Genomic DNA, 23,079 nt, shown 5'->3' with positions numbered 1-23,079 from the left:
CGCCGTCGCCGAGCTGAAGGAGAAGCTCAAGGGCGAGGACTCCGCCGAGATCCGTACCGCCACCGAGAAGGTCGCCGCCGTCTCGCAGAAGCTGGCCAGGGCGAGGTGGGCTCCGCGTGCTCGATGGCGGCGGGCGCGCTCGCCGAGGTGCTCGGCGGCACCCCCGAGCAGGTCGAGAACGCGGCCGAGATCGGCATGGAGCACAACCTGGGCCTGACCTGCGACCCGGTCGGCGGCCTGGTCCAGATCCCGTGCATCGAGCGCAACGGCATGGCCGCGGTGAAGGCCGTCACCGCCGCCAAGATGGCGATGCGCGGCGACGGCAGCCACAAGGTGTCCCTGGACAAGGTCATCAAGACGATGAAGGAGACGGGGGCCGACATGAGCGTCAAGTACAAGGAGACGGCTCGCGGCGGGCTCGCGGTCAACATCATCGAGTGCTAGGGCCCCTGGTTCGGAGCAGGCCGGGCCCGCGGGGCTCAGCGGCCGCGGGCCGTCGGCGGCTCAGAAGGTGTGGGCGGCCGGCCGCTCCCTCGGCGCCGCCGCCAGGGCTTCGGTGATCTCCTTGACGCCGCCGCGCAGGCCGTAGACCGGGGTCGCGGGCTGCTGGCGCCAGGAGTCGTCGATGCCGCCCGCGTCGACGGTGTCGAAGCCCAGTTGGTCGACGAGTTCGCGGACCAGCTGCTTGGCCGCCGCGTCGTCGCCGGCCACCGGTACGGCGATCCGCTCGGGGTCGCCCTGCGGGCGCGGGCGCTCCAACAGGTCCTGTGCGTAGGTGCCGTTGAAGACCTTGATGACCGGGTGGCCGATGTGCTGCTCGGTCCAGCGGCTCTCGGTGAGGCCGTCGGTGTCCTCGATCGCGTCGATCCGGCCGTCGCGCTCCTTCGGGTAGTAGTTCCCGGTGTCGATGACGGCGACGCCGTCGGCCGCCTTGTCGAAGAGCCCCTTGGGCAGGTCCGGCACGCGCTTCAGGGGGACGGTGACCACGACGACTTGGGCCCCGTCGGCGGCTTCCGCGACGGTGACCGGGGTGGCGCCGGTCTCCTCTGCGAGGGCGGAAAGGGTGTGCGGGCCACGGGAGTTGGCGACGGACACCTGGTGTCCGAGCGCGGTGAGACGACGGGTCAGGTTGCCGCCGATGTTGCCCGCGCCGATGATGCCGATCTTCATGAGCTGGCCTTCCGGAGAGAGTGCGTTGGCACGCTCCGGCAACCTGCCGGCACAGCGGGTTATTCCGGCCCGGCCCCGATGGCGGTGGCTAGCGGCGTGAGCGGGCCTGCGCCACCGGCACCGGTCGCTAGCCAGGCGGGCGGGCCTGCGCCACCGGCACCGGTCGCTAGCCAGGCGGGCGGGCCTGCGCCACCGGCACCGGACGGGGTCACTTGTTCAGGGACGCCGACCGGCACCGGTCGGGATCACCAGTCCAGGGACGCCGACCGGCACCGGTCGGGATCACCAGTCCAGGGACGCCGACCGGCACCGGACGGGGTCACTTGTTCAGGGACGCCCAGAACTCCTCGAAGGAGAGCTTGCCGTCGCCGTTGGCGTCCTTGGCCTTGATGATGGCCTGGGCCACGGTCTCCGTGACGTGGAAGTCGCCCAGCTGCGCCATGACCGCCTTGTACTCGCTCGCGGTGACGCGTCCGTCGCCGTCGATGTCGAGCTTCGCGAACGCCTTGCGCGCCTCTTCGATGTCCGCCACTGGGTCCACCCCTTTGTTGGTGCTACTGCTTGGTGCTTTTCTGACGCCGGTCAGATTAGCCGCCCACGTGCGCGCGCAATGCGGCGGCCAGCCATCGGAAGGCGGCGGCCGCGCCGGGCGACGGCTCGTACCCGTTGGCGATCGCGAGCAGCTGGAAGTAGATACGCCGCACCTGCGCGCGGAAGCCGTCGTCCTCGACCCGATCGGCCCGCTCGATCCAGGCATCGACCTGGCGCGGGGTCGGGTCGTCGGGCAGCTCGGCGGCCACGCCGCGGACCCGGGCGTGGAAGTGGCCGTCGGCGGTGTCCAGGCCGGCGAACGCCTCATCGGTGAAGTCGTCGACGATCTGCGGACCAGTAGCGGATGGTGCGCACGGGAAGCCCGGTGCGGCGGGCGAGCTGCCCGATGGTGGAGGTGTGCGGGCCGTCGTCGATCACGTCGTCGAGTCTGCTGCTTCCAGCGGGTGGAGACTCAAGGGAGACTCACGGGGAAGAGCGAGAGAAGTGCGGGATGACGATGGGTGAGACGCTCGGAGACGTTCTGGCGGCCGCGGCCGGTGGCCGGTTCCCGCCGACGGACGGGGGCACCACGATCGTGGCGCAGCCGGGGCCGCGCGACGCCGGCGTGCTGGCGTTCACGGCGCACTCGGTGATCTTTCTGGACGAGGCGGAGGACTGGATCAGGGCGACCCTCGCCGGGACCGACGCCGATCCGTTCGGCGCGTCGATGAACCCCGGCTTCCTGGCCGCTCTGATGGCCCGCACCGGCCGGTCGATGAACTGCGTCGACCTGCTGACCTGCGCCCCCGCCCTCCCGGGCGAGCCGCCGTTGGTTCTCACCGAGATCCAGGACCAGGAGCATCCGCGGGTGGTGCGGGCCCTGACGTTCCGGGACGACGTGCGGGTGTGGGCGGCGGACGGCGGGGTCCTGATCCTCGGCCGCGGGGTCGCGGGCCGCTGGGAGGTGGCCATCGAGCTCGACGCGGCCGCGCGCGGCCGCGGACTCGGGGCCCAACTCGCCCTGTCCGCACGCCACTTGGTGCCCGACGGCGTGCTGTGGGCGCAGCAGTCGCCGGGCAACGCGCGCAGTGTGCGCACCTTCCAGGCGGCGGGGTTCCGGCCGGTCGGATCGGAGGCGCTGCTGATCGCGCCCCGGTAACGGGTCCAGACCCCACCGCCCGGGACCGTGACTGTTCGAAGTACGGAAACGATCAATTTGCGCCGCACAAAGAGGAGTTCGCGCCATATCCCGATCACCGGATGCTCACGCTCCGCCACTGGGCGATAACTTCATGCTGTCGTCGCCACACCGGGAGCACAGGGCCCCCAGGGACTAGCGGCGCTGGGGCGTACCGGCTGTGACCATCACAACTGAAGCATTCACCGTGCAGCCCTTCACGCGAAGTTGCCACCAGATATGGGACGAGGGTGACCACGTCCTCATCGGGGTCAGTCCGGGAAACAGCTACTTCAGCGCCGGGCGCATCACCGATCTCGTCCGCTGGGCTTCCGCACGGTTCACCCGTATCGACATCGTGTACGCCGACCTCCACGTCGCCGAGCTGTTCGGCGCGCTCGGCTACGACCCGGAGCACGCGGCTCGGCGCGCGCTGAAGGAGGTGAAGGCGGTACGCCGCCGGGTGCTGCGCGGCGTCGAGGAGGCGGACGCACCGGGCACCCAGGTCGGGGTGCACGGGCTCTCGGAGTTCGCCGGGAACCCGGTGTACGAGCTGCTGCACCGCAGGGTGCGGCACTTCCTCGCGACCGACCCGGGCTTCCGCGCCGCCTGTGAGCGGATGGCGGCGCACTTCCTCTCCACCAAGGCCGGCGACCCGGCCGCGAGCGCCGAGCAGCTCTCCGCGTGCCTCGACTACATCAGCGCCGAGCTCCCCTTCTTCCTGGACACCCCGGGCATCCTCGGTGTGCCGTCCTCGGTGTCGTCGTACCACGTGCCGATCCCCCTGACCGACCTCCTGTACGCGAAGGGCGGCGGGCTGCGCGCGTCCCGCAACCAGGCCTACGCCGTGGTGCGCCCGGAAGGAATCCCCGCATGATCCCCGAGTCCGTCCTCGACTTCCCGCTCTCCCGCCGCGGTGACGTCCTGCCCGCCGAGTGCGCCCGGCTGCGCGAGAAGCAGCCGGTGGCCCGGGTACGTACGCTCACCGGTGACGAGGCCTGGCTGGTGAGCAGCCACGCCCTGGCCAAGCAGGTCCTGGAGGACGAGCGGTTCAGTCTCAAGGACACCGCGAACGCCGGGGTCCCGCGCCAGTACGCGCTGACGATCCCGCCCGAGGTCGTCAACAACATGGGCAACATCAACAGCGCGGGGCTGCGCACCGCCGTGATGAAGTCGCTCAGCCCGCGTGCCGACGGCCTGGCCGAGCGGCTGCGCGGGCGGGCCGAGGAATTCGTCGACGCGCTGCTCGCCGAGGGCCCGCCGGCCGACCTGCGGGCCGGGTTCGCCGACCCGTTCTCGGCGGCACTGCACTGCGATGTCATCGGGGTGCCGTTCGCGGACTGGCGCCGGCTCATGTCGGGCCTCGACGTGGCCTTCATGACCAGCGCGCACACCTTCGAGGGCGCCGGGCTCAACTGGTACAAGGATCTCGGCTACATGGTGGAGCGGCTGAACGCGCCGGACGTGCCGCCCGAGAGCCTGCTCGGCCGGCTCGGCGCGCTGCGCGAGGACCGCGAGTCCGCGCACCTCACCGACGAGATGCTGGCCACGGTCGCGGTCTCCCTGTTCGGCGCGGGCGCCGTCTCCACCTCGTCGTTCCTCGTCCTCGCGGTCCTCGCGCTGCTCCAGCGTCCCGAGCTGATCGGATACCTGCGCGAGCACCCCGACCGCATGGGGCGGGCCGTGGAGGAGCTGCTGCGCTGGAATCTGTCGATCGGCGACGGGCTGCCCCGGCTCGCCCTCGAAGACGTACAGCTGGGTGACGTTCTCGTCGAGAAGGGCGAGTTGGTGCTGGTCCTGGTCGAGGGCGCCAACTTCGACCCGGAGGTGTTCGCCGATCCCGAACGGCTCGACCTGGACCGCGAGCACAACCCGCATCTGGCGTTCGGCGCCGGCCGGCACTTCTGCCCGGCCACCGGGCTCGGCCGGCTGCACGCGGAGACGGCGCTCACGGTCCTGGTGGACCGGCTGCCGGGGCTGCGCCTCGCGGTGCCGGCCGAACAGCTGGTCTGGCGTACGGGCTTCATCAAGCGGCTGCCGGAGCGGCTGCCGGTGCTGTGGTGACGCGGAGGTGCCCCGGGGCCGGCGGGCCCCGGGCCACTTCGCCGTCGCTCCCCTGGCCGGCTCAGCGGAAGATGCCGGTGTGGCCGAGCGAGTACCGGCCGGGCTGCGGGTAGACGGCGAGTCCGTGCGGGCCCGAGCCGACCGGGATGCGGGCCAGCTCCTTGCCGGTGGCGGTGTCGATCGCGTACACCTCGGCGTTGTAGCGCCCGGACAGCCACAGCACCTTGCCGTCGGCGGAGACGCCGCCCATGTCGGGGCTGCCGCCGTCGGGCAGTTCCCACTTCTTGGTCAGCTTGTTCTTGGTGAAGTCGAAGATGGAGATGGTGCCCTCGCCCCGGTTGGAGATGTACATCTCCTTGGAGTCGCGGCTGATGTAGAGGCCGTGGCAGCCCTTGCCGGTGGGCAGCAGCGTCGGCTTGCTGAACGTGTCGCCGTCCAGGACCCACATGCCGTGCGCCATCATGTCGGCGACGTAGAACGTCTTGCCGTCGGGCGACATCTTCACGTCCTGCGGCATCGCCCCGTCGAAGGGGAGCTTCTGCTGTCCGACGATCTTCATCTTCTCGGTGTCGACCTTGAGGAGTTCGCCGGAGAACTCGCAGGAGACGATGAAGTACCGGCCGTCCATGGAGAAGTCCGCGTGGTTGACGCCCGCGCAGGTCACCGGGACGGTCTTGACGCGGTTCATGGTGACCGGGTCGCGGAAGACGAGCTCGCGGTCCATCGAGGCCATGACGATGGCGTACTTGCCGTTGGGCGTGAAGTAGAGGTTGTACGGGTCGGAGACCTGGACGGTGCGTCCGGTCTTGCCGGTCGCCGGGTCGATGGCGGTGAGCGAGTCCCCGAGGTCGTTGTTGACCCAGAGCGTCTTCATGTCCCAGGACGGCACGACGTGCTGCGGCTGGTGGCCGACCGGAATCGTCTCGATCACCTTGTACGTGGCCGGGTCGATCACGGAGACCGTGTTGGAGTTGGTGTTGGGCACGTACACGCGCGGCAGGAAGTTCTTCACCGCGGGCTGCAAGGCGTTGGGGCGGTCCGCCGCGTAGGCGTCCTTGGGGTCGAGGACGGGTGGCATCCCCGGCAGGCCCTGCGGCACAGTCTTCTTGACGACGGCGGGGGGCGGGACCGCGGCCTTGGAGCCGATCGCCTCGTCCTTGTGGTCGGAGCCCGATCCGCAGCCCGCGAGGGCCGCGAGCAGGGCGGCCGCGGAGAGCAGCGCGGTGGTCGTCTTCGTTACGGTCGGCATCAGGTCAGCAGCTCCGTGGTCGTGACCGCGCGCAGTCGGCGGCGTTCCAGTTCGGCGAGGAGGACGGGCAGCGCGGCGACCGTGTCCGCATAGCCGAAGTGCAGGCTCACCACCGATCCGTTGCGGATCTGCCCGGTGACGTTGCGGGTCACGGCCGAGGCGCCGGGCGAGGTGAAGTCGAGGGAGTCGACGTCGTACGACAGGACGTGCGGGTACCCCGCGCGCCGGGCCAATTTCTGAACGAGCGGCGTCGCGTACTGGGTACGGGAGGGCCTGAACCAGGTTCCGATGGAGCCGGTGAGGCGGCGCAGCCGGTCCGCGCAGCCGGTGATCTCGGCGTAGGCCTCCGACTCGTCCATGGCGGAGATATCGGTGTGGTGCAGGGTGTGGTTGCCCAGTTCGTGGCCGCCGTCCAGGATGCGGCGGGCCATCGCGGGCTGCTCGTCGAGCCAGGTGCCGACGGCGAGCACGGTGACGCGGGCGCCGGCTTTCTCGGCCTCGCCCAGCAGGGTGGTGGCGATCTTCGGATCGCCCTGGCCGTGGAAGGTGAGCGCGACCTGGGGGCGGCCCGGGGGTCCGCTGCTGATCTGGACCGGCTGGCCGGGGAAGGAACGGGGGGCCGGCGCGGGGCGGGGCGCCTGGGGGTGGGCGGCGGCCGCCGCGGAGGCGGACGGCGGCGTCGGGGAGCCGGCCGGCCGGTGGCCGTCCCGGTCGTCCGAACAGCCTGCCGTCAGCGCCCCCGCGATGGCCGCGCCCGCCCCGGCGCGCAGGGCGCTGCGGCGGTCGACCGCACGGGGTGAGGGATTCAGCACATGGACATTTAAGTGCGCCGAAGGGTGATTTGTAATGATTGACCCATTTCAGGACCTTTGCGGGTCGCGCTCGGCGGGGCTCGGAGGGTGGCACACCGCTCGATGAATCACTCATCGGCCCCGATATTTATTCATGCTTTAGAAGGTACGTGGTCTAGCTCACCTACGATTCACAGCTAAACTGTGGTGGTTCATGACGGTATGTCCGACAAGGGGCTTTTGATGATGGGCCGCCCATCTGTCATAGTCGGAGCCACGACCCCCATTGACCCGGGCCAGGTCGTCTTCAGTCGCCGTGGATCACACCCCCCCAGATCCACGGCGCTCCTCAGAAGCCCCCGCGGCGCCGCACCCGGCAGCCAGGGGGCTTCTGCGATGTCAGAGCGGCGGCGGCCTGTAGGGCGAAGTCGGCGGCCGGCGACCCGCGGGGCGATGTCGGCGGCCGGCCGCCCGCGGGGCGAATCAGCGGTCGGCGACCCGCATCTCGAACCAGGTGGTCTTGCCGCGCGGCAGCAGATCCACGCCCCAGCGGTCCGAGAGCTTGTCGACCAGGAAGAGACCGCGGCCGCTGACGTCGAGCTCGTGCACCGGCATCAGACAGGGGAGCCCGCGCGAGGGGTCGCGGACCTCGATACGGATCCAGCCCCGGCGGCGCAGCATGCGCAGACCGAAGACCCGGGCCCCCGTGTGGCGCACCGCGTTGCCGACGAGTTCGGAGACCAGGAGCACCGCGTGCTCGGCGAGCGTCGGCGAGAGCGCCCACTGGCGCAGGACCACGGACTGGGTGATCCGCCGCGCGGTCGCCGCCGACTCCGGGCGCGACGCCAGACGCACCTCGCCCTCCGTCGGATTACCGAACAACTCCAGCGCTTTCAGCGCCAGTTCGTCGTCGGCGGACGGCATCCATCGCGCCGCGGTCGCACTGACGCGCTGCGCCGGTTGCTCCACACCCTCCAGCCCCGCCATGCCACCATCATGGCGGCCCGGGCCGGACTCCGGGGCCGTTCCGAAGGAATCGCGCCCCCGGAACCTGACATTCCGGGGACGCGGTTTGGCATATGACGGGGGCAGAACGGGGCTCGTCTCACCCCCTCTGAGCTGCGATGACGTACTGCGTTTACTTGATCACCAAGCGTTCCGGAGGGGTTTTCCTTAAGGTTGCCTTAAGGCTGTGCTAATCCCCCCACAGGGTGTACACACTGCCCTCACATGTACAGGCCGCGTTGACGGGGCCCCTCAACTCCGGTGCACTCAGAGGAACTTGGCCTTGCCCGGGCCGTCCTCGACGAAGCTGCGCATGCCCCGCTCGCGGTCCTCGGTGGCGAACAGGCCCGCGAACCAGTTGCGTTCGATGGCCAGACCGGTGTCGAGGTCGGTCTCCAGACCCGCGTCGATCGACTCCTTGGCCGCGCGCAGCGCGATCGCCGGGCCCTTGGCGAGCCGCGCGGCATAGGCCAGGGCGTGCTCGTACACCTCGGCCGCCGGCACCACCTGGTCGACCAGGCCGATCGCGAGCGCCTCGTCCGCCGTCACCTGGCGTCCGGTGAAGATGAGGTCCTTGGCCCTGGACGGGCCCACCAGGCGGGCCAGGCGCTGGGTGCCGCCGGCGCCCGGGATCAGGCCGAGCAGGATCTCGGGCTGGCCGAGCTTGGCGTTGTCACCGGCGATGCGGATGTCCGCGCAGAGCGCCAACTCGCAGCCACCGCCGAGCGCGTAGCCCGTGACGGCCGCGACGACGGGCTTGGGGATCTTGGCTACGGCGGTGAAGGACTCCTGGAGCGCACGGCCGCGTACGACCATGGCGGCGTGGTCCATGGCCTGCATCTCCTTGATGTCCGCGCCGGCCGCGAACAGCTTCTCCCCGCCGTACAGGACCACGGCCCGCACGTCCTCGCGGCGGGCCGCCTCCTCGGCCAGCTCGCGCAGCCCGTCCTGGGTCGCGACGTCGAGCGCGTTCATCGGAGGCCGGTTCAGACGGATGGTGCCGACGCCTTCGGAAACTTCGAGGTTCACAGTCATGCAGGCAGGTTAACGCTCACTAACGGCGAGGGACCCGGTGCCGTTACTCACAGCGCCGGGTCCCTCGGGGTTCGTCAGCCCTACTTGGTCCACTCCGACCAGGACAGGTTCCAGCCGTTGAGCCCGTTGTCGGGCTGGATGACCTTGTCCTTGGAGTTCTTCACGACGACCACGTCGCCGATGAGGGAGCTGTTGTAGAACCAGGCCGCCGGCGTGGACGGGTCGCCCGCGCCCCGCGCGTCCCGCAGACCGACGCAGCCGTGGCTGGTGTTGGCCGACCCGAACACCGAGGGGGCGCCCCAGTAGTTGCCGTGGATGAAGGTGCCCGAGCTGGACAGGCGCATCGCGTGCGGCACGTCCTTGATGTCGTACTCGCCGCCGAAGCCGACGGTGGCGCCGTTCATCCGCGTCACCTCGTACTTCTCGCTGATGACCATCTGGCCGTTGTACGTGGTGTTCTGCGGCGAGCCCGCGCTGATCGGGATGGTCTTCACGACCTTGCCGTCGCGCTCGACCTTCATGGTGTGGGCGCTCGCGTCGACCGTGGAGACCTGGGAGCGGCCGATGGTGAAGTGGATGGTGCGGGTCTGCTTGCCGTAGACCCCGGGCCGGCCCTCGACGCCGTCCAGGTTCATCTTCACGGTGACCTTGGTGCCGGGCGCCCAGTAGTTCTCGGGCCGGAAGTCGAGGCGGTCGTTGCCGAACCAGTGGCCCTCGACCGGGACGGACGGCTCGGCGGTCACGGTGATCGCCTTCTCGACCGCGTCCGGGTTGGTGATGCCCCGGCTGAAGTTGAGCGAGACCGGCATGCCGACGCCGACGGTGGAGCCGTCCTCGGGCACGTACTGCCCGATGAAGGTGTTCGTCGGGACGAGGGTGGTGAACGTGGTGTCCTTGGCGGACTCACGGCCCTTGGCATCCTTGGCGACCGCGTGGACCTTGTACTGCGTCGCGGAGGCGAGGTGCTGGTCGGGAACCCAGCCGACACCGTCCGCGGATATCTTGCCCGCGACCGGATTGCCCTTGCTGTCGGCGACCGTGACCGCGGACAGCTTGCCGTTGCCGGCGGATATCTTCAGCGCGCCGTTGGTGGCGACGTCCTTGGCGTTGTCCGCCGGGACGATGGTGACCACGGCCTCCGACGCCTTGGTGTCCTCGCCGCCGCCCCCCGGCTTCGACTTGGCGCTCCCCGAACCGTCGCCCCCGCCACACGCGGTGACCAGAAGCAGCAACGCGCCGAACATGAGGGCCAGAAGTGCGCTGCCCCGGCGCCCGCGCCGTCCGGCCATGGCCGGAGCGCCCGAAATTGGCTGCCCGTTCAAGACTGTTTCTCCCCTCGCGCGGCGTGGCCCCGCCACCGCCCGCACTCACTCACCCCCGCGCACGTCCACGCGCACGCACCGCGTCAGACAATCACACCGAACGGGCCTCCGACCTCCCCTGCCATGTCACCGTTCAGTCCCAAGTTTTCCTGGCACTCATCGGTGAAACACAGAAACCGTCCCCGGTTGGCGGGCCGGGAACGGTCGTGCGCCGTGCAATGGGTGGGGTGCCGGGAAAACGCCGGGGAATGACGCGGCGGGGCCTGCCCGATCGCGGAGCCCGGTCAGGAGAGCGCGGAGCCCGCCTTCCACTTCGCCCAGTCCATGTTCCAACCGCCGAGCCCGTTGTCCGGAGCGACCAGCCGGTCATGGGAGTTGACGACCTCGACGATGTCGCCGATGAGGGTGCGGTCGAAGAACCAGCCGGCCGGGGTGTCCGAGCTGCCGCCCTTCACATCGCGCAGCCCCACACAGCCGTGGCTGGTGTTGGTGGTGCCGAACGTGCTGGAGGAGGCCCAGTAGTTGCCGTGCAGGAAGGTGCCGGTGTTGGTGAGCCGGATGGCGTGCGGCACATCGGGGATGTCGTACTCGCCGCCGAAGCCGACGGTCTGGCTGTTCATCCGCGTCACGTCGTACATCTCCGTGACCACCATCTTGCCGTTGTACGTGGTGTTCTTCGGCGAGCCCGCCGAGACCGGCAGGGTGGACACCAGCTCGCCGCCGCGCCGCACCTCCATGGTGTGGGCCTCGGCGTCCACCAGGGACTCCTGGGCCCGGCCCACGGTGAAGCCGACCGTCTTGTCCTGGATGCCGTACACACCGGGCGCCGCGACGACATCGCGCAGGTGCATGTCGACGGTCACCTTGGTGCCGGGCGTCCAGTACTTCTCGGGCCGGAAGTCGAGCCGGTCCTTGCCGAACCAGTGGCCCTTCACCTGCACCGGGGGCTGCGAGGTGATCCTGATGGCGCGCTCCACGGCGGCCCTGTCCTTGATCGCCTGGTTGAAGTTGAAGGAGACGATCATGCCGATGCCCACCGTGGAGCGGTTCTCGGGCTTGAAGTAGCCGATGAACCGGTGCTCGGGCACGAAGGTGGTGAACGTGGTGTGGCGGGCCTGGCGGCGGCCGTGGCCGTCGAGCGCCACGGAGTCCACCGTGTAGAGCGCGGCCAGTTGCAGCGCCCCCGCGTTGGGCGTCCACGTCAGACCGTCCTCGGAGATTCTGCCCGGCACCTCCTCGGGCTGGGCGTCCTCCGTCTTCATCACCTTGACCCGCTCCAGGCGCCCGCCCGGCACCCGCACCTCCACCTTCTGGTCCGCCATGACTCCCTTGGCCCCGTCGTCCGGGGACACCAGGATGGCCTCCTGCGGAGTCAACGGCTTGCCGCCGATGTCACCGATGTCCAGGGTGCCGCCCGAGCACCCGGTCAGCGCGGTCACCAGGACCGCCGTCAGTCCTGCCCATGCCAGGGCGGCGGCCGCGCCCGCCCCTGCCCGCTTCAGTACGTCTCTCACGACCGGCCCAACGACCGCGCCCCGCCGGGGGAAACGTGAGTACGAGGGCTGTTGCGGGAAGAACAAGGGGAAGGACACGCACGGGGAGCCGCGGCCGGGACGCCGCGGCTGCCCTGTGCCGAGCCGCAGGAGGCCGTCAGGTGTCGAGCGCAGCCGAGCAGGAGGCAGTGCGGGGTGCCGCCGGGAGCGCGCCCGATATCGAGGGCGCGCCCGCCCGGGAAGGGCGCCGCAGGGTGCATGGCCACCGGGGTGAACCGGGGGCTCTGCGCCCCCCTGTCTGGCCGGGCGCCCCCACCCCGCTCGGGGCCCGCTTCCGGGTCGGCCCCGACGGGGTGGCGGGCACCAACTTCGCGCTGTGGGCGGGCGGCGCCGAAGCGGTCGAGCTGTGCCTGTTCGACCCGGCGGGCACCGAGACCCGGCTCGCGCTGAGCGAGCTGACCCATGGGATCTGGCACGGCTTCGTACCGGGCGTGCGGCCGGGCCAGCGCTACGGGTTCCGCGTCCACGGCCGCTGGGACCCGTGGACGGGGGCCCGCTGGAACCCGGCGAAGCTGCTGCTCGACCCGTACGCGCGGGCCGTCGACGGCGACTTCGTGCTGCCGCCCGAGGTGTACGGGCATGTGCGCGACTGGCCGCAGCAGCAGGTCGCCGACACCGTGCGCGACGACCGGGACTCGGCGCCGCACGTCCCCAAGGGCGTGGTCGTGCAGGACGACGACGACTGGGCCGACGACCACCGGCCCAAGACGCCCTGGTCGGACTCGGTCATCTACGAGCTGCACGTACGCGGCTTCACCCGCCGCCACCCGGGGGTACCCGAGCATCTGCGCGGCACCTACGCGGGGCTCGCCCATCCGGCCGCGATCGACCATCTGGTGCGGCTCGGTGTGACCGCCGTCGAGCTGCTCCCGGTGCACCAGTTCGCCCACGAGGACCATCTGCTGCGGCGGGGCTTGCGCAACTACTGGGGCTACAACTCGATCGGGTACTTCGCGCCGCACGCCGCGTACTCGGCGAGCGGCAGCACCGGGCAGCAGGTCGGCGAGTTCAAGCGGATGGTGCGCGCGCTGCACGCCGCCGGCATCGAGGTCATCCTCGACGTGGTCTACAACCACACCGCGGAGGCCTCGGAGCTGGGGCCGATGCTGTCCCTGCGCGGCATCGACAACCGCGGCTACTACCGCCTCCAGGCCGACGCCCGCCGTTACGCCGACTACACGGGGTGCGGCAACACCCTCCATGTGGTCCAGCCCCATGTGCTGCGGCTGATCACCGACTCGCTGCGCTACTGGGTGACCGAGATGGGTGTGGACGGCTTCCGCTTCGATCTGGCGGCGGCGCTCGCCCGCTCGATGCACGACGTCGACATGCTCTCCCCGTTCCTCGCCGTGATCGCCCAGGACCCGGTCCTTCGGCGCGTGAAACTGATCGCCGAGCCGTGGGACGTGGGCGACGGCGGCTACCAGGTCGGCTCGTTCCCCCCGCTGTGGACGGAGTGGAACGACCGCTACCGCGATGCCGTACGCGACTTCTGGCGCGGCGCGCTGCCCGATGTGCGCGACCTCGGCTACCGGCTCTCGGGCTCCAGCGACCTGTACGCCTGGGGCGGCCGCCGGCCGTACGCGTCGATCAACTTCATCACCGCGCACGACGGTTTCACCCTGCGCGACCTGGTCTCGTACGAGCGCAAGCACAACGAGGGCAACGGCGAGGGCAACCGGGACGGCACCGACGACAACCGCGCCTGGAACTGCGGGACGGAGGGCGAGACCGACGACCCCGGCATCAACGCGCTCCGCCGCCGCCAGCTGCGGAACCTGCTCACCACGCTGCTGGTCTCGACGGGTGTGCCGATGCTCGTCGCGGGCGACGAGATGGGCCGCACCCAGGGCGGCAACAACAACGCGTACTGCCAGGACGGCGAGGTGAGCTGGGTCGACTGGTCGCTCCTCGACCAGCCGGGCTCGCGCCGGCTGCTCGAACTGACCGCACGGCTGGTCGAGTTGAGGCACCGGCACCCGGTGCTGCGCCGCCGGGCCTTCTTCTCGGGCCGGGCGCAGGGCGCGGACGGGCTGCGGGATCTGGCCTGGTTCACGGCGCGGGGCGAGGAGATGACGGAGCGGGACTGGTACGCGCCGGCCGCCACTCTCGGCCTGTACCTCTCCGGCCGCGACATTCCCGGGCGCGACGCCCGGGGCGCCCCGGTGACCGACGACAGCTTCCTGATCCTGCTGCACTCCGGTGACCGCCCGGAGAGCTGTGTGCTGCCGGGGCCGCCGTGGGCCGCGTCGTACGAGGTGGTCGTGGACACCTCGGAGGAGGAACAGGCGGCGCCGCCGGGCCGGGTGCACCCGGGCGGCACTACGGTGACCCTGCCGGGCCGGTCGGTGCTGGTCCTGAAGGTGGCGGAGTAGGGCCCGCGGGCCACGCGGTGGCTAGCCGAGGATCTTGCGGTCGTACGCCACCGCGACCGCGGCGGCGCGGTCCTTGACGCCCAACTTGCCGTAGATGTGCGTGAGATGGGTCTTCACCGTGGCCTCGCTGATGAACAGGGCGCGGGCGATCTCCCGGTTGGAGGTGCCCTTCGCGACCAGTTCGAGGACCTCGCGCTCACGCCCCGAAAGCGGCTCGCCCGCGGGCACGGCAGGCGTGCGCACCGCTGTGACCAGGCGCGAGGCGACGGCGGGCGAGAGCACCGTGCGGCCCGCGGCGGCGGCCCTGACCGCGGTGAACAGCTCCTCGCGCGGGGCGTCCTTGAGCAGATAGCCGGTGGCGCCCGCCTCGATCGCGGGCAGCGTGTCGGAGTCGGTGTCGTACGTGGTGAGGACGAGGACCTTGGAGCGAAGCCCGCGCCGGGTGAGCTCGGCGATCGCGGCCACTCCCCCTCCGCCCGGCATCCGCAGGTCCATCAGGACGACGTCCGGGTCGAGTCGCTGCGCGAGGTCGACGCCCTCGACGCCGTCGCAGGCCTCACCGAGGACCTCGAAGCCGTCGGCGGAGGCGAACATGCCGCGCAGACCGTCCCGCACTACGGGGTGGTCGTCGCAGATCAGGAGGGTGATGGCGGCGTCAGTGGTCATGGGGGACCAACGGTACGCGGGCCGAGACGGCGGTGCCATGGCCGGGCTCCGATTCCACCACGACGCTGCCCGCGATGCGTTCGGCGCGGGCCCGCATGCCGTCGAGGCCGAAGCCGCCGGAGCCGGAGCGGGCCGGCAGGGCGAGCGGGTCGAAGCCCCGGCCGTCGTCGCGTACATCGAGCAAGACCTCGTCGCCCATGAAGGAGAGGGTGACGCCGATGCGGGAGGCGTGGGCGTGGCGGCTGGTGTTGGCGAGGGCCTCCTGGGCGATGCGGAGCAGGGTGGCCTCGATCTCGTCGTGGAGCTGAACCGCGGTACCGGTCACGGTGAAGTCGGCGCGCACCGCGTGCCGGGCGCCCCATTCGGCGACGGTCTTCTTCAACGCCTCGTGCAGGACGTCGTGTTCGAGGTCGAGGGGGCTGAGGTTCTGCACCGAGCGCCGGGCCTCGCCGAGGCTGTGCCGGGCCAGTGCCTGGGCGCTGGCGAGGTGGTCGCGTACGAGGGCGGGGTCGGTACTGCTCGTGACCACCTGGAGCTGGGCGATGATCCCGGTCAGGCCCTGCGCGATGGTGTCGTGGATCTCGGCGGCGAGCCGGCGGCGCTCGTCGGCGACGCCCGCTTCCCGTGCCTGGAGCAGGAGTTGGGCGTGGAGGGCGGCGTTCTCGTCGAGGGCCTGCTGGAGGCGGGCGTTGGTGGTCTCCAGCTCGGCGATGGTCGCGGTCTGCACCCGGGCCCGTTCGTCCTCCTGCGCGGCGAGGTGGCTGAACACCGTGAGCAGGACGCAGTTGATCGCGAGTACGGCGCCGAACACCACCCACCCCATGGACCCGTCGGGAGGCAGGCCGCCCGATTGCGAGCCGGCCATGATGACGGCGGTCGCGAACAGGCCGACCCGCACCAGGCGCCGGGGCAGCACCGCCTGGGCGCCGAAGTAGCCGCAGACGGCGAAGAAGGCGAAGAACGGGTTGAGCCAGGTGAGCGCGAAGGCGAGGCCCCAGCGCAGGAAGTAGTAGACGGCTCCGGCGGCGGACGGGCCCGGCCGGGCGCGGCGCACCCGGTCCCAGCAGAGCTGGAGCAGCAGGGCCGCGCCGACCAGACCGAGGGCGGTCCAGCGGGTACCGGCGCTCATCAGCAGGTCGGCGGTGGCGGTGGCGGCGAGGCAGCCGACGAAGAGCAGCCCGTAGGGGCCCCAGCGGTGGAAGGTCTCCCAGCGTTCCTCCACCGGGTCCCGCTTCACCTCGTGCACCCCGTCGCTCATGGCCCCAGTGTCGTCCACGCCGAAGCCGCGGGGGGCACCGCCCCAGCGGGCCACCGCGGTCATTCCCACCGGAACCAACGGGTCGCGGCCGCCGAGAGCAGCACCGTCCACAGGGCGAGGACGCCGAGGTGGTCCCAGCCGGGCCAGTGGCCGGCCGCGGCCTCGGTGAGGGCCTGGGCGGCGGCGCCGAAGGGCAGCAGCTCCACGACGCGGGCCAGCGTGTCGGGCATCGCCTGGACGGGCAGCCAGACACCCGCGCTGAACATCATCGGGAAGAACACCGCGGAGCCGATGGCGTTGGCGATCTTGGAGGTGCGGGAGAGCGCGGAGATCAGGGCGCCCAGGGCGAGCGCGCTCAGGACGGCGAGCAGCAGCGCGAGGGCGTATCCGGGGAGCTGGTGCGGCAGCGCCACGCCGAAGGCGATCCTGCCGACGGCGAGCGAGAGGACGGCGGAGACCAGAGCGGCCGCGCCATGCAGCCCCACCTGCGCGCCGAGCACGGCGGAGGGGCGTACGGGGGTGGCCGACATCCGGCGCAGGATGCCGCGTTCGCGGTATCCGGTGATGACGGGCGGCATGGCCTGAAGGCCCGCCATGATCATGGAGAGGAGTACGGCGACGGGTACGTAGGCGTCGACGAAGCGGATGCCGCCGAGCGCCTTGTCGGGGTCGCGGAAGCCCGGGATCGAGCCGAGCACCACCAGCAGGACGGTCGGGAAGACCATGATCCAGAAGAGTCCGGCGGGCTCCCGGCGGAAGAGCGTGGCCTCGGTCTTCAGTACGGCGACGGCGGCCGGACGGGAGGCGCGGGCGGCGCGGGCGGCGCGGTCCGGGCGCGGCGGGATGAGGGTGCTGGTCATGCCGAGGCCTCCGTCAGGTCCAGGAACGCGTCGTCGAGGGTGGCCTCGGAGACACGGAGTTGATGGGCGGTGATGTGGTGCCGGGCGAGCAGGGTGATCACGGCGTTGACGGTCTCGTCGGTGCCGTGGATGGTCACCCGGCCGTGCTTCTCCTCCACGGCCGCGGCCTGCGGCAGCTCGCTGAGGGCGAGGCCGTCGAGGGGGGCGGAGGGGGTGAACGAGATGACGGTGGAGCCCGCCGCACGCCGGATCAGTCCGGAGGGCGTGTCCAGAGCGGCGACCCGCCCCTTGTCGATGACGGCGACCCGGTCGCAGAGGCGTTGCGCCTCCTCCATGAAGTGCGTGACGAGCAGGACGGTGACCCCGCCGGCGCGTACGTCCTCGATCAGTTTCCAGGTGTCGCGGCGGGCCCGCGGGTCGAGCCCTGTGGTGAGTTCGTCGAGGACGACCACGCGCGGATTGCCGATGAGGGCGAGCGCGATGGACAGGCGCTGCTTCTGGCCGCCGGACAGTTTGGCGAAGCGGGTGGTCAGCTTCTCGGTGAGGCCGAGGCGTTCGGCGAGCGGGCGCCAGTCGGCCGGGTCCGGGTAGAAAGCGGCGTACAGCTCAAGGGCCTCGCGCACGGTGAGCTTGGGCTGGAGCTCGCTCTCCTGGAGCTGGGCGCCGAGGACCCGGGTCACCTCGTCGTGGTCGGCGACCGGGTCGTACCCGGCCACCCGGATCGTCCCGGCGTCCGGAACGCGGAGCCCCTCGACGCATTCGACGGTGGTGGTCTTGCCGGCGCCGTTGGGGCCGAGGATCCCGAAGATCTCGCCCTCCTCGACGGTGAAGCTGACGCCGTCGACGGCGGGCCTGCGGCCGTACGCCTTGCGCACCGCGTTGACTTCGATGATTGCCATGCCTTGAGAATCCCGGCCGGCGGGGGTCCGCCACATCGCCCATCGCGCTCGATGCGGTATCAACCGATCGGTTGATCGGCGGTACGACTTCGCGGGCGCGGGCTCGCGGCGCGGGCTCGCGGCACCACCTCGCAGCGCGGGCTCGCGGCGTCACCTCGCGGCGGGCGAGTGGCTCATGGGGCCTTTGCCCCGGGCCCGCTCCGCGGCGCGCGAGCGGTCCTAGGGCCTGTCTTCAAAGGCTGTTGATGGGGCATCATATGATGCGTGGTGCGGCGACATGAGCTCTCGGACGAAGAGTGGGACGTTCTGTCGGGGCTGCTTCCTCGGACGGACACGGGGCGGCCCCGGCGGGACGACCGGGTGGTGCTCAACGGGATCGTGTGGAAGCTGCGGACCGGTTCGGCCTGGCGTGATGTGCCGGAGAGATACGGGTCTTGGCGGACGCTGTACACACGTTTCCGCAGGTGGGCGCTCGATGGCACGTTCACGCGGATGCTTGAGGCCGTTCAGGCCCAGAAGGATGCGGCTGGGGACGTTGACTGGCTGGTATCGGTGGACTCCACGATCACCCGCGCTCACCAGCACGCGGCCGGCGCCCGTAAAAAAGGGCAGGCCCCGCGGAAACGGCACGCGCTCACGCCCTCGGACGATCCCGTGGCGGACTGACGACCAAGATTCACCTCGCCTGCGACGGCCGCGGGCGTCCGCTCGGATTTGTCATCACAGGCGGCAACATCAACGACTGCACGCAGTTCGAGCAGGTCCTCGCGAAGATCAGGGTTCGCCGTCCAGGCCCAGGCCGACCTCGCAACCGGCCCGATCATCTCCTGGGCGACAAGGGATACAGCAGTCGATCCATACGCAACTACCTGCGAAAACATGGTATCCCGCACACCATCCCTGAACGGTCGGACCAGCAGGCGAACCGTCGCCGTCGTGGCAGCAACGGCGGCAGGCCACCCGCTTTCGACAAGGAGCGCTACAAACAGCGCAACGTCGTCGAACGCTGCTTCAACGCGTTAAAGCAGTATCGGGCCATCGCTACCCGCTACGACAAAACCCGCGAATCCTACGAAGCGGCACTCACCATCGCGTCACTCCTCATGTGGATCTGACCCTTTGAAGACAGGCCCTAGGACCAGCGGACCAGCGGGACCCGGCCGAAACTCAGTGGGCACTGTCGGTGCCCGTCCGTAGGCTCAGCTCTGATGTCCGAAACACATGCAGCTACCAAGGACCAGTCGGCCACCCGCTCGCTCCTGAGACTCTGGCCGTACGTACGCCCCGTACGAACACGCCTGCTCAGCGCGGCAGGTGTGGCGATCGTCGCCTCCTGCCTCGGTCTGGTGATCCCGCTCGTCCTGAAGTGGATCGTCGACGGGCCGATCGCCGGGCACGACCCCGGCGGGGTGTGGCTCGGCGCGCTCTACCTGCTGCTGCTCGGGCTCGCCGAGGCGGCGCTCTTCGGGTTGCGGCGCTGGCTGGTGGCGCGGCCGCTCGCACGGGTCGAGGCCGACATGCGGGCCGATCTGTACCGGCACGTGCAGCGCCTCCCGGTCTCCTTCCACGACCGGTGGGCATCGGGTCAGCTCCTGTCGCGCGGCACCACGGACCTCATGCTGCTGCGGATGTTCCTGGCGTTCCCGCTGACCTTCCTCGCCGTCAACGGGGTGACGATCCTGGCCGGGTTCGCGATCCTGCTCTCCCAGCAGTGGAGCCTCGGCCTCGTGCTGCTGGTGCCGGTGATCCCGCTGGTGGTCATCTGCTCGCTCTTCGAGACCCGTTACTCGCTGGTCGCCCGCAAGGCCCAGGACCAGGTGGGCGATCTCACGACGGTCGTCGAGGAGAGCGTGCTCGGCATCCGCATCATCAAGGGGTTCGGGCAACACCGCAGCCAAGCGGTGGCGTTCCGCGAACTCGCCGGCCGGCTGCGCGGCACCGAGCTCGCCAAGGCCCGGCTGCTGGCCGGGATCTGGGGCCTGATCACCACCATCCCCGAACTGGCCATCGGCGCGGCGCTGGTGCTCGGCACGGTGCAGGTGGCCGACGGGGACTTGTCGGCAGGGACGCTGGTGGCGTTCCTGTCCACGGCGCTTGCCCTGCGGTGGCCGGTGGAGTCGATCGGGTTCCTGCTGGCGATGAGCCAGGAGTCCGCGACGGCGACATCGCGGTTCTTCGAGGCGATGGACGCGCAGGAGGAGGCGCAGGCGCCGGGCGCCTCCACGGGCCACCCCCAAGGGGCTCCGCCCCTCGGCCCCGGGCCCGCCGGCCCCGCACCGGATCTCGGCCTCCGCCACACCGGGGTGGCGCGGGATCCCGGTCCCGTGCCGGGCTGCGGCCCCGCTCCTGTGGCGGCCTCCGATGCCGCTTCGTCCGCGGACCGTGCACCAGGGGCCGACCGTGCGGCACCCCGCGCCGAGGCCGATGCCCCGGGGGCCGAGACGATCGTGGCGGACGGGATCAGGTTCGACTCCGTGGTGTTCCGGTATCCCGACGCGGCCGAGGGCAGCGAACCCGTGCTCAACGGGGTCGACCTGCACATCCGGCCCGGCGAGACCATGGCTCTGGTCGGGGGCACCGGGTCCGGGAAGACCACGCTCACCGCGCTCGTGCCGCGGCTCTACGACGTCAGCGGCGGGCGGATCACGCTCGACGGGGAGGACATCGCCGCGATGTCCCGGGACCGGCTGCGCGGGCTTGTCTCCGTGGCGTTCGAGGAGCCCACGCTCTTCTCGGCCTCGGTGGGCGACAACGTCCTGATGGGCGGCGGGAGTTCGCGGGATCTGGAGCGCGCTCTCGACATCGCGCAGGCGCAGTTCGTGGCGCGGCTGCCGCACGGCGTGGACACACAGGTCGGTGAGCAGGGCCTGAGTCTGTCGGGCGGGCAGCGGCAGCGGCTCGCGCTGGCGCGGGCCGTCGTGGGGCGGCCGAGGTTCCTGATCCTCGACGACCCGCTCTCCGCGCTCGACGTCCACACGGAGGCGCTGGTGGAGGCGGCGCTGCGGCGGGTGCTCCAGGACACCACCGCGCTGGTCGTCGCGCACCGCCCCTCGACGGTGATGCTCGCCGACCGGGTGGCGCTCCTGTCGGAGGGCCGGATCACGGCCGTCGGCACGCACCAGGAGCTGCTGCGCACCAACGCCGCCTACGCCTGGCTGATGTCGGGCGCCGGCGACCATCACGACGACGAGCGGGAGGACGGGCGATGACCACCACGGTCGGGCAGGAAGCGGCCACCGACGACGAGAGGGTGGCCGGGCCGGACATCCGGCACATCGATCCGTTCGACCGCGACGAGCTGCCCGCGCCGCCCGGGGCGACGGGCGCGCTGCTGCGGTCCCTGCTGCGGCCGTTGCGCGCCCGCGTGGTGTTCGCGACGCTGATGCTCGTGGTGCAGCAGGCCGCGGCGCAGGCGGGCCCACTGCTCGTGGCGTACGCCATCGACCGGGGCGTACCGGCGTTCCGCGCGCACGACTACGGGCCGCTCGTCGCCGTGGGCGCCGGCTACCTGGTGTGCTCGCTGGCCTCCGGGTTCTTCCAGTACGCCTTCATCCAGACCTCCGCGCGGGTCAACCAGAACGTCCTGCTCGATCTGCGCGGCCGGATCTTCCGGCACGCCCAGGCGCTGAGTGTGGACTTCCACGAGCGGTACACATCGGGCCGGCTCATCTCGCGTTCCACCACGGACGTGGAGTCGCTGCGCGAGCTGCTGAGCGAGGGCCTGCAGGAGCTGATCGCGGTGATCCTCTCGTCGCTCTACATCTGCGCCATGCTGCTCTGGCTGGACTGGGGCATCGGCGCGCTCGCCGTCGCCTCCTATCTTCCGCTGCACTTCCTGATCCGCTCCTATCAGCGCAGGGCCGGGGCCATCTACGGGGCGCGGTCCACGGCGATCGCTGCGGTGATCGTCAAGTTCGCGGAGACCCTCAACGGCATCCGGCCGGTGCAGGCGTTCCGGCGCGAGCGCGCCAACGACGCCGAGTTCCAGGAGCTGAACCGGCGCCACGAGCGCAGGAACGGCGACGCGCTCCTGGAGATGGCGCGCTATGTGGTGGGCTCCCGGCTCGTCGCCAACATCGCGGTCGCCGCGATGGTGCTGTGGGGTGCGACCCGCGTCGCCAACGGCACCCTCGCCCTGGGTGTGCTGGCCGCCGCGGTCCTGTACATGCGTCGCCTGTACGACCCCATCGACCGGCTCGGGATGTTCCTCAACTCCTACCAGTCGGCCGCCGCCTCCCTGGAGAAGGTGGCCGGGCTGCTCGCCCAGGTCCCGTCCGTCCCGGAGCCCGCCGACCCGATCCCCCTGCCCGAGACCCGGAATGAACTCCCGGGCCGCCGCGTCGACTTCGAGCAGGTCAGCTTCGCGTACCGGACCGGCGGCGAGGTGCTTCCGCGCTTCGACCTGACCATCCCCGCGGGCCAGACCGTGGCGGTGGTCGGCTCGACGGGTGCGGGCAAGTCCACCCTCGCCAAGCTCCTGGCCCGCTTCTACGACCCCTCCCCCGGCGCCCCGGCCGACGCCGGGCGGCGCGGGACCCCGGCGGGCCGCGTACTGCTCGACGGTACGGATCTGCGGGAGCTGTCCGTACGGGATCTGCGGCGCGGGGTCGTCATGGTCACCCAGGAGGCGTTCCTGTTCTCCGGCACGGTCGCCGAGAACATCGCGATCGGCCGCCCGGACGCCACCCGGGAGGAGATCGAGCGGGCCGCGAAGCAGATCGGCGCGCACGACTTCATCGCGAGCCTGCCGGACGGCTACGACACGGACGTACGCAAGCGGGGCGGCCGGATCTCGGCGGGCCAGCGCCAACTCGTCGCATTCGCACGGGCGTTGCTCGCCGACCCGGCGGTACTCATCCTCGACGAGGCGACCAGCTCGCTGGACGTTCCGGGCGAGCGCGCGGTGCAGCGGGCCATGCTCACGGTCCTGAGCGGCCGTACCGCGGTGGTCATCGCGCACCGCCTGTCCACGGTCGAGATCGCGGACCGGGTCCTGGTGATGGAGCACGGCCGCATCGTCGAGGACGGCTCTCCCGCCGAACTGATCGCCGGCACGGGCCGCTTCGCGAACCTCCACCGCGCCTGGCAGGACAGCCTGGCCTGACATCCGGCGGGCCCGAGCCG

The 23,079-nt window shown here is 71.0% G+C and carries 20 protein-coding genes and 2 pseudogenes; 8 read left to right on the top strand and 14 right to left on the bottom strand.

Going from position 1 to position 23,079, the window contains the following annotated elements; genetic code table 11:
- Positions 1-96: 96 nt before the first annotated feature.
- A pseudogene (locus AB0D31_RS06520) lies at positions 97-444 on the top strand (L-serine ammonia-lyase, iron-sulfur-dependent, subunit alpha); the annotation flags it as partial.
- Positions 445-504: 60 nt separating this feature from the next.
- Here AB0D31_RS06520 and AB0D31_RS06515 read toward each other — a convergent pair.
- The 4 genes from AB0D31_RS06515 to AB0D31_RS06500 all read right to left on the bottom strand — a co-directional run bounded on the left by AB0D31_RS06515 (position 505) and on the right by AB0D31_RS06500 (position 2,139).
- On the bottom strand, positions 505-1,212 hold the full coding sequence (locus AB0D31_RS06515; RefSeq protein WP_362717848.1) for an NAD(P)-binding domain-containing protein: 708 nt from the start codon (positions 1,210-1,212) through the stop codon (positions 505-507).
- A gap of 277 nt (positions 1,213-1,489) precedes the next feature.
- On the bottom strand, positions 1,490-1,702 hold the full coding sequence (locus AB0D31_RS06510; RefSeq protein WP_053726211.1) for an EF-hand domain-containing protein: 213 nt from the start codon (positions 1,700-1,702) through the stop codon (positions 1,490-1,492).
- A 55-nt stretch (positions 1,703-1,757) separates the two neighbouring features.
- A complete protein-coding gene (locus tag AB0D31_RS06505) occupies positions 1,758-1,970 on the bottom strand; it encodes a hypothetical protein (RefSeq protein ID WP_362717845.1) in 213 nt (70 codons plus the stop codon).
- 55 nt (positions 1,971-2,025) lie between these two features.
- The gene (locus AB0D31_RS06500) at positions 2,026-2,139 is read right to left on the bottom strand and encodes a MerR family DNA-binding transcriptional regulator (protein WP_362717842.1); all 114 of its coding nucleotides are present in this window, start codon (positions 2,137-2,139) and stop codon (positions 2,026-2,028) included.
- 79 nt (positions 2,140-2,218) lie between these two features.
- Here AB0D31_RS06500 and AB0D31_RS06495 point away from each other — a divergent pair, with 79 nt between their 5' ends.
- The 3 genes from AB0D31_RS06495 (at position 2,219) to AB0D31_RS06485 (ending at position 4,942) form a co-directional block, all read left to right on the top strand.
- A complete protein-coding gene (locus tag AB0D31_RS06495) occupies positions 2,219-2,860 on the top strand; it encodes a GNAT family N-acetyltransferase (protein ID WP_362717877.1) in 642 nt (213 codons plus the stop codon).
- Positions 2,861-3,059: 199 nt separating this feature from the next.
- Complete coding sequence (locus AB0D31_RS06490; RefSeq protein WP_362717840.1) at positions 3,060-3,755, top strand: tRNA-dependent cyclodipeptide synthase; 696 nt, start codon at positions 3,060-3,062, stop codon at positions 3,753-3,755.
- Positions 3,752-4,942, top strand: a complete 1,191-nt coding sequence (locus tag AB0D31_RS06485; RefSeq protein WP_362717837.1) for a cytochrome P450 — start codon at positions 3,752-3,754, stop codon at positions 4,940-4,942. The genes AB0D31_RS06490 and AB0D31_RS06485 overlap by 4 nt, the downstream gene beginning before the upstream one ends.
- Positions 4,943-5,003: 61 nt before the next feature.
- Here the strand turns inward: AB0D31_RS06485 and AB0D31_RS06480 are convergent, their stop codons facing one another.
- From AB0D31_RS06480 to AB0D31_RS06455, 6 genes are all read right to left on the bottom strand, one after another.
- On the bottom strand, positions 5,004-6,191 hold the full coding sequence (locus AB0D31_RS06480) for a YncE family protein (protein WP_362717834.1): 1,188 nt from the start codon (positions 6,189-6,191) through the stop codon (positions 5,004-5,006).
- Positions 6,191-7,000 carry a polysaccharide deacetylase family protein gene (locus AB0D31_RS06475; protein WP_362717874.1) on the bottom strand — a complete coding sequence of 270 codons (810 nt, stop codon included), beginning with the start codon at positions 6,998-7,000 and terminating at the stop codon, positions 6,191-6,193. The genes AB0D31_RS06480 and AB0D31_RS06475 overlap by 1 nt, the downstream gene beginning before the upstream one ends.
- 465 nt (positions 7,001-7,465) lie before the next feature.
- Complete coding sequence (locus AB0D31_RS06470) at positions 7,466-8,074, bottom strand: ATP-binding protein (protein ID WP_362717871.1); 609 nt, start codon at positions 8,072-8,074, stop codon at positions 7,466-7,468.
- A gap of 180 nt (positions 8,075-8,254) precedes the next feature.
- Positions 8,255-9,022 (bottom strand): enoyl-CoA hydratase-related protein, encoded by a 768-nt coding sequence (locus AB0D31_RS06465; protein ID WP_362717832.1) that lies wholly within the window; start codon positions 9,020-9,022, stop codon positions 8,255-8,257.
- Positions 9,023-9,102: 80 nt separating this feature from the next.
- A complete protein-coding gene (locus AB0D31_RS06460; protein WP_362717830.1) occupies positions 9,103-10,344 on the bottom strand; it encodes an Ig-like domain-containing protein in 1,242 nt (413 codons plus the stop codon).
- 284 nt (positions 10,345-10,628) lie between these two features.
- On the bottom strand, positions 10,629-11,858 hold the full coding sequence (locus tag AB0D31_RS06455) for an Ig-like domain-containing protein (protein WP_362717828.1): 1,230 nt from the start codon (positions 11,856-11,858) through the stop codon (positions 10,629-10,631).
- Between the two features lie 140 nt (positions 11,859-11,998).
- Here AB0D31_RS06455 and glgX point away from each other — a divergent pair, with 140 nt between their 5' ends.
- Positions 11,999-14,272 (top strand): glycogen debranching protein GlgX, encoded by a 2,274-nt coding sequence (glgX, locus tag AB0D31_RS06450; protein WP_362717826.1) that lies wholly within the window; start codon positions 11,999-12,001, stop codon positions 14,270-14,272.
- 21 nt (positions 14,273-14,293) lie between these two features.
- On the opposite strand, the gene AB0D31_RS06445 is transcribed toward glgX, so the two are convergent.
- Genes AB0D31_RS06445 through AB0D31_RS06430 form a run of 4 tightly spaced genes read right to left on the bottom strand, consistent with a single transcriptional unit; the run spans position 14,294 to position 17,955 of the window.
- Positions 14,294-14,938, bottom strand: a complete 645-nt coding sequence (locus tag AB0D31_RS06445; protein WP_362717824.1) for a response regulator transcription factor — start codon at positions 14,936-14,938, stop codon at positions 14,294-14,296.
- Entirely contained in the window at positions 14,928-16,196 is a 1,269-nt protein-coding gene (locus tag AB0D31_RS06440) for a sensor histidine kinase (protein WP_362717821.1), read from the bottom strand. Before AB0D31_RS06440 ends, AB0D31_RS06445 begins: the two co-directional genes overlap by 11 nt.
- A gap of 59 nt (positions 16,197-16,255) precedes the next feature.
- Entirely contained in the window at positions 16,256-17,056 is an 801-nt protein-coding gene (locus AB0D31_RS06435; protein WP_362717819.1) for an ABC transporter permease, read from the bottom strand.
- The gene (locus AB0D31_RS06430) at positions 17,053-17,955 is read right to left on the bottom strand and encodes an ABC transporter ATP-binding protein (RefSeq protein ID WP_362717816.1); all 903 of its coding nucleotides are present in this window, start codon (positions 17,953-17,955) and stop codon (positions 17,053-17,055) included. The genes AB0D31_RS06435 and AB0D31_RS06430 overlap by 4 nt, the downstream gene beginning before the upstream one ends.
- 264 nt (positions 17,956-18,219) lie before the next feature.
- On the opposite strand from AB0D31_RS06430, the pseudogene AB0D31_RS06425 reads away from it, so the two are divergent.
- The 3 genes and pseudogenes from AB0D31_RS06425 (at position 18,220) to AB0D31_RS06415 (ending at position 23,059) form a co-directional block, all read left to right on the top strand.
- Positions 18,220-19,070: pseudogene (locus AB0D31_RS06425) on the top strand (IS5 family transposase).
- Between the two features lie 93 nt (positions 19,071-19,163).
- A complete protein-coding gene (locus AB0D31_RS06420) occupies positions 19,164-21,164 on the top strand; it encodes an ABC transporter ATP-binding protein (RefSeq protein WP_362717814.1) in 2,001 nt (666 codons plus the stop codon).
- Complete coding sequence (locus AB0D31_RS06415) at positions 21,161-23,059, top strand: ABC transporter ATP-binding protein (protein ID WP_362717811.1); 1,899 nt, start codon at positions 21,161-21,163, stop codon at positions 23,057-23,059. Before AB0D31_RS06420 ends, AB0D31_RS06415 begins: the two co-directional genes overlap by 4 nt.
- Positions 23,060-23,079 lie beyond the last annotated feature (20 nt).

Origin of the sequence: Streptomyces sp. NPDC048361, from assembly GCF_040651795.1 — a bacterium.
GTDB lineage: Bacteria > Actinomycetota > Actinomycetes > Streptomycetales > Streptomycetaceae > Streptomyces.
The sequence above is the reverse complement of the archived record's forward strand: the minus strand, read 5'-3'. Positions and strand labels throughout refer to the sequence as shown.

What these genes read in the sequence shown, in the direction of transcription:
- AB0D31_RS06495 (WP_362717877.1), top strand. Translation starts at nt 2,219, where the DNA reads ATGGGTGAGACGCTCGGAGACGTTCTGGCGGCCGCGGCCGGTGGCCGG.
- AB0D31_RS06485 (WP_362717837.1), top strand. Translation starts at nt 3,752, where the DNA reads ATGATCCCCGAGTCCGTCCTCGACTTCCCGCTCTCCCGCCGCGGTGAC.
- AB0D31_RS06480 (WP_362717834.1), bottom strand. Translation starts at nt 6,191, where the DNA reads ATGCCGACCGTAACGAAGACGACCACCGCGCTGCTCTCCGCGGCCGCC.
- AB0D31_RS06465 (WP_362717832.1), bottom strand. Translation starts at nt 9,022, where the DNA reads ATGACTGTGAACCTCGAAGTTTCCGAAGGCGTCGGCACCATCCGTCTG.
- AB0D31_RS06445 (WP_362717824.1), bottom strand. Translation starts at nt 14,938, where the DNA reads ATGACCACTGACGCCGCCATCACCCTCCTGATCTGCGACGACCACCCC.
- AB0D31_RS06440 (WP_362717821.1), bottom strand. Translation starts at nt 16,196, where the DNA reads ATGAGCGACGGGGTGCACGAGGTGAAGCGGGACCCGGTGGAGGAACGC.
- AB0D31_RS06435 (WP_362717819.1), bottom strand. Translation starts at nt 17,056, where the DNA reads ATGACCAGCACCCTCATCCCGCCGCGCCCGGACCGCGCCGCCCGCGCC.
- AB0D31_RS06430 (WP_362717816.1), bottom strand. Translation starts at nt 17,955, where the DNA reads ATGGCAATCATCGAAGTCAACGCGGTGCGCAAGGCGTACGGCCGCAGG.
- AB0D31_RS06420 (WP_362717814.1), top strand. Translation starts at nt 19,164, where the DNA reads ATGTCCGAAACACATGCAGCTACCAAGGACCAGTCGGCCACCCGCTCG.
- AB0D31_RS06415 (WP_362717811.1), top strand. Translation starts at nt 21,161, where the DNA reads ATGACCACCACGGTCGGGCAGGAAGCGGCCACCGACGACGAGAGGGTG.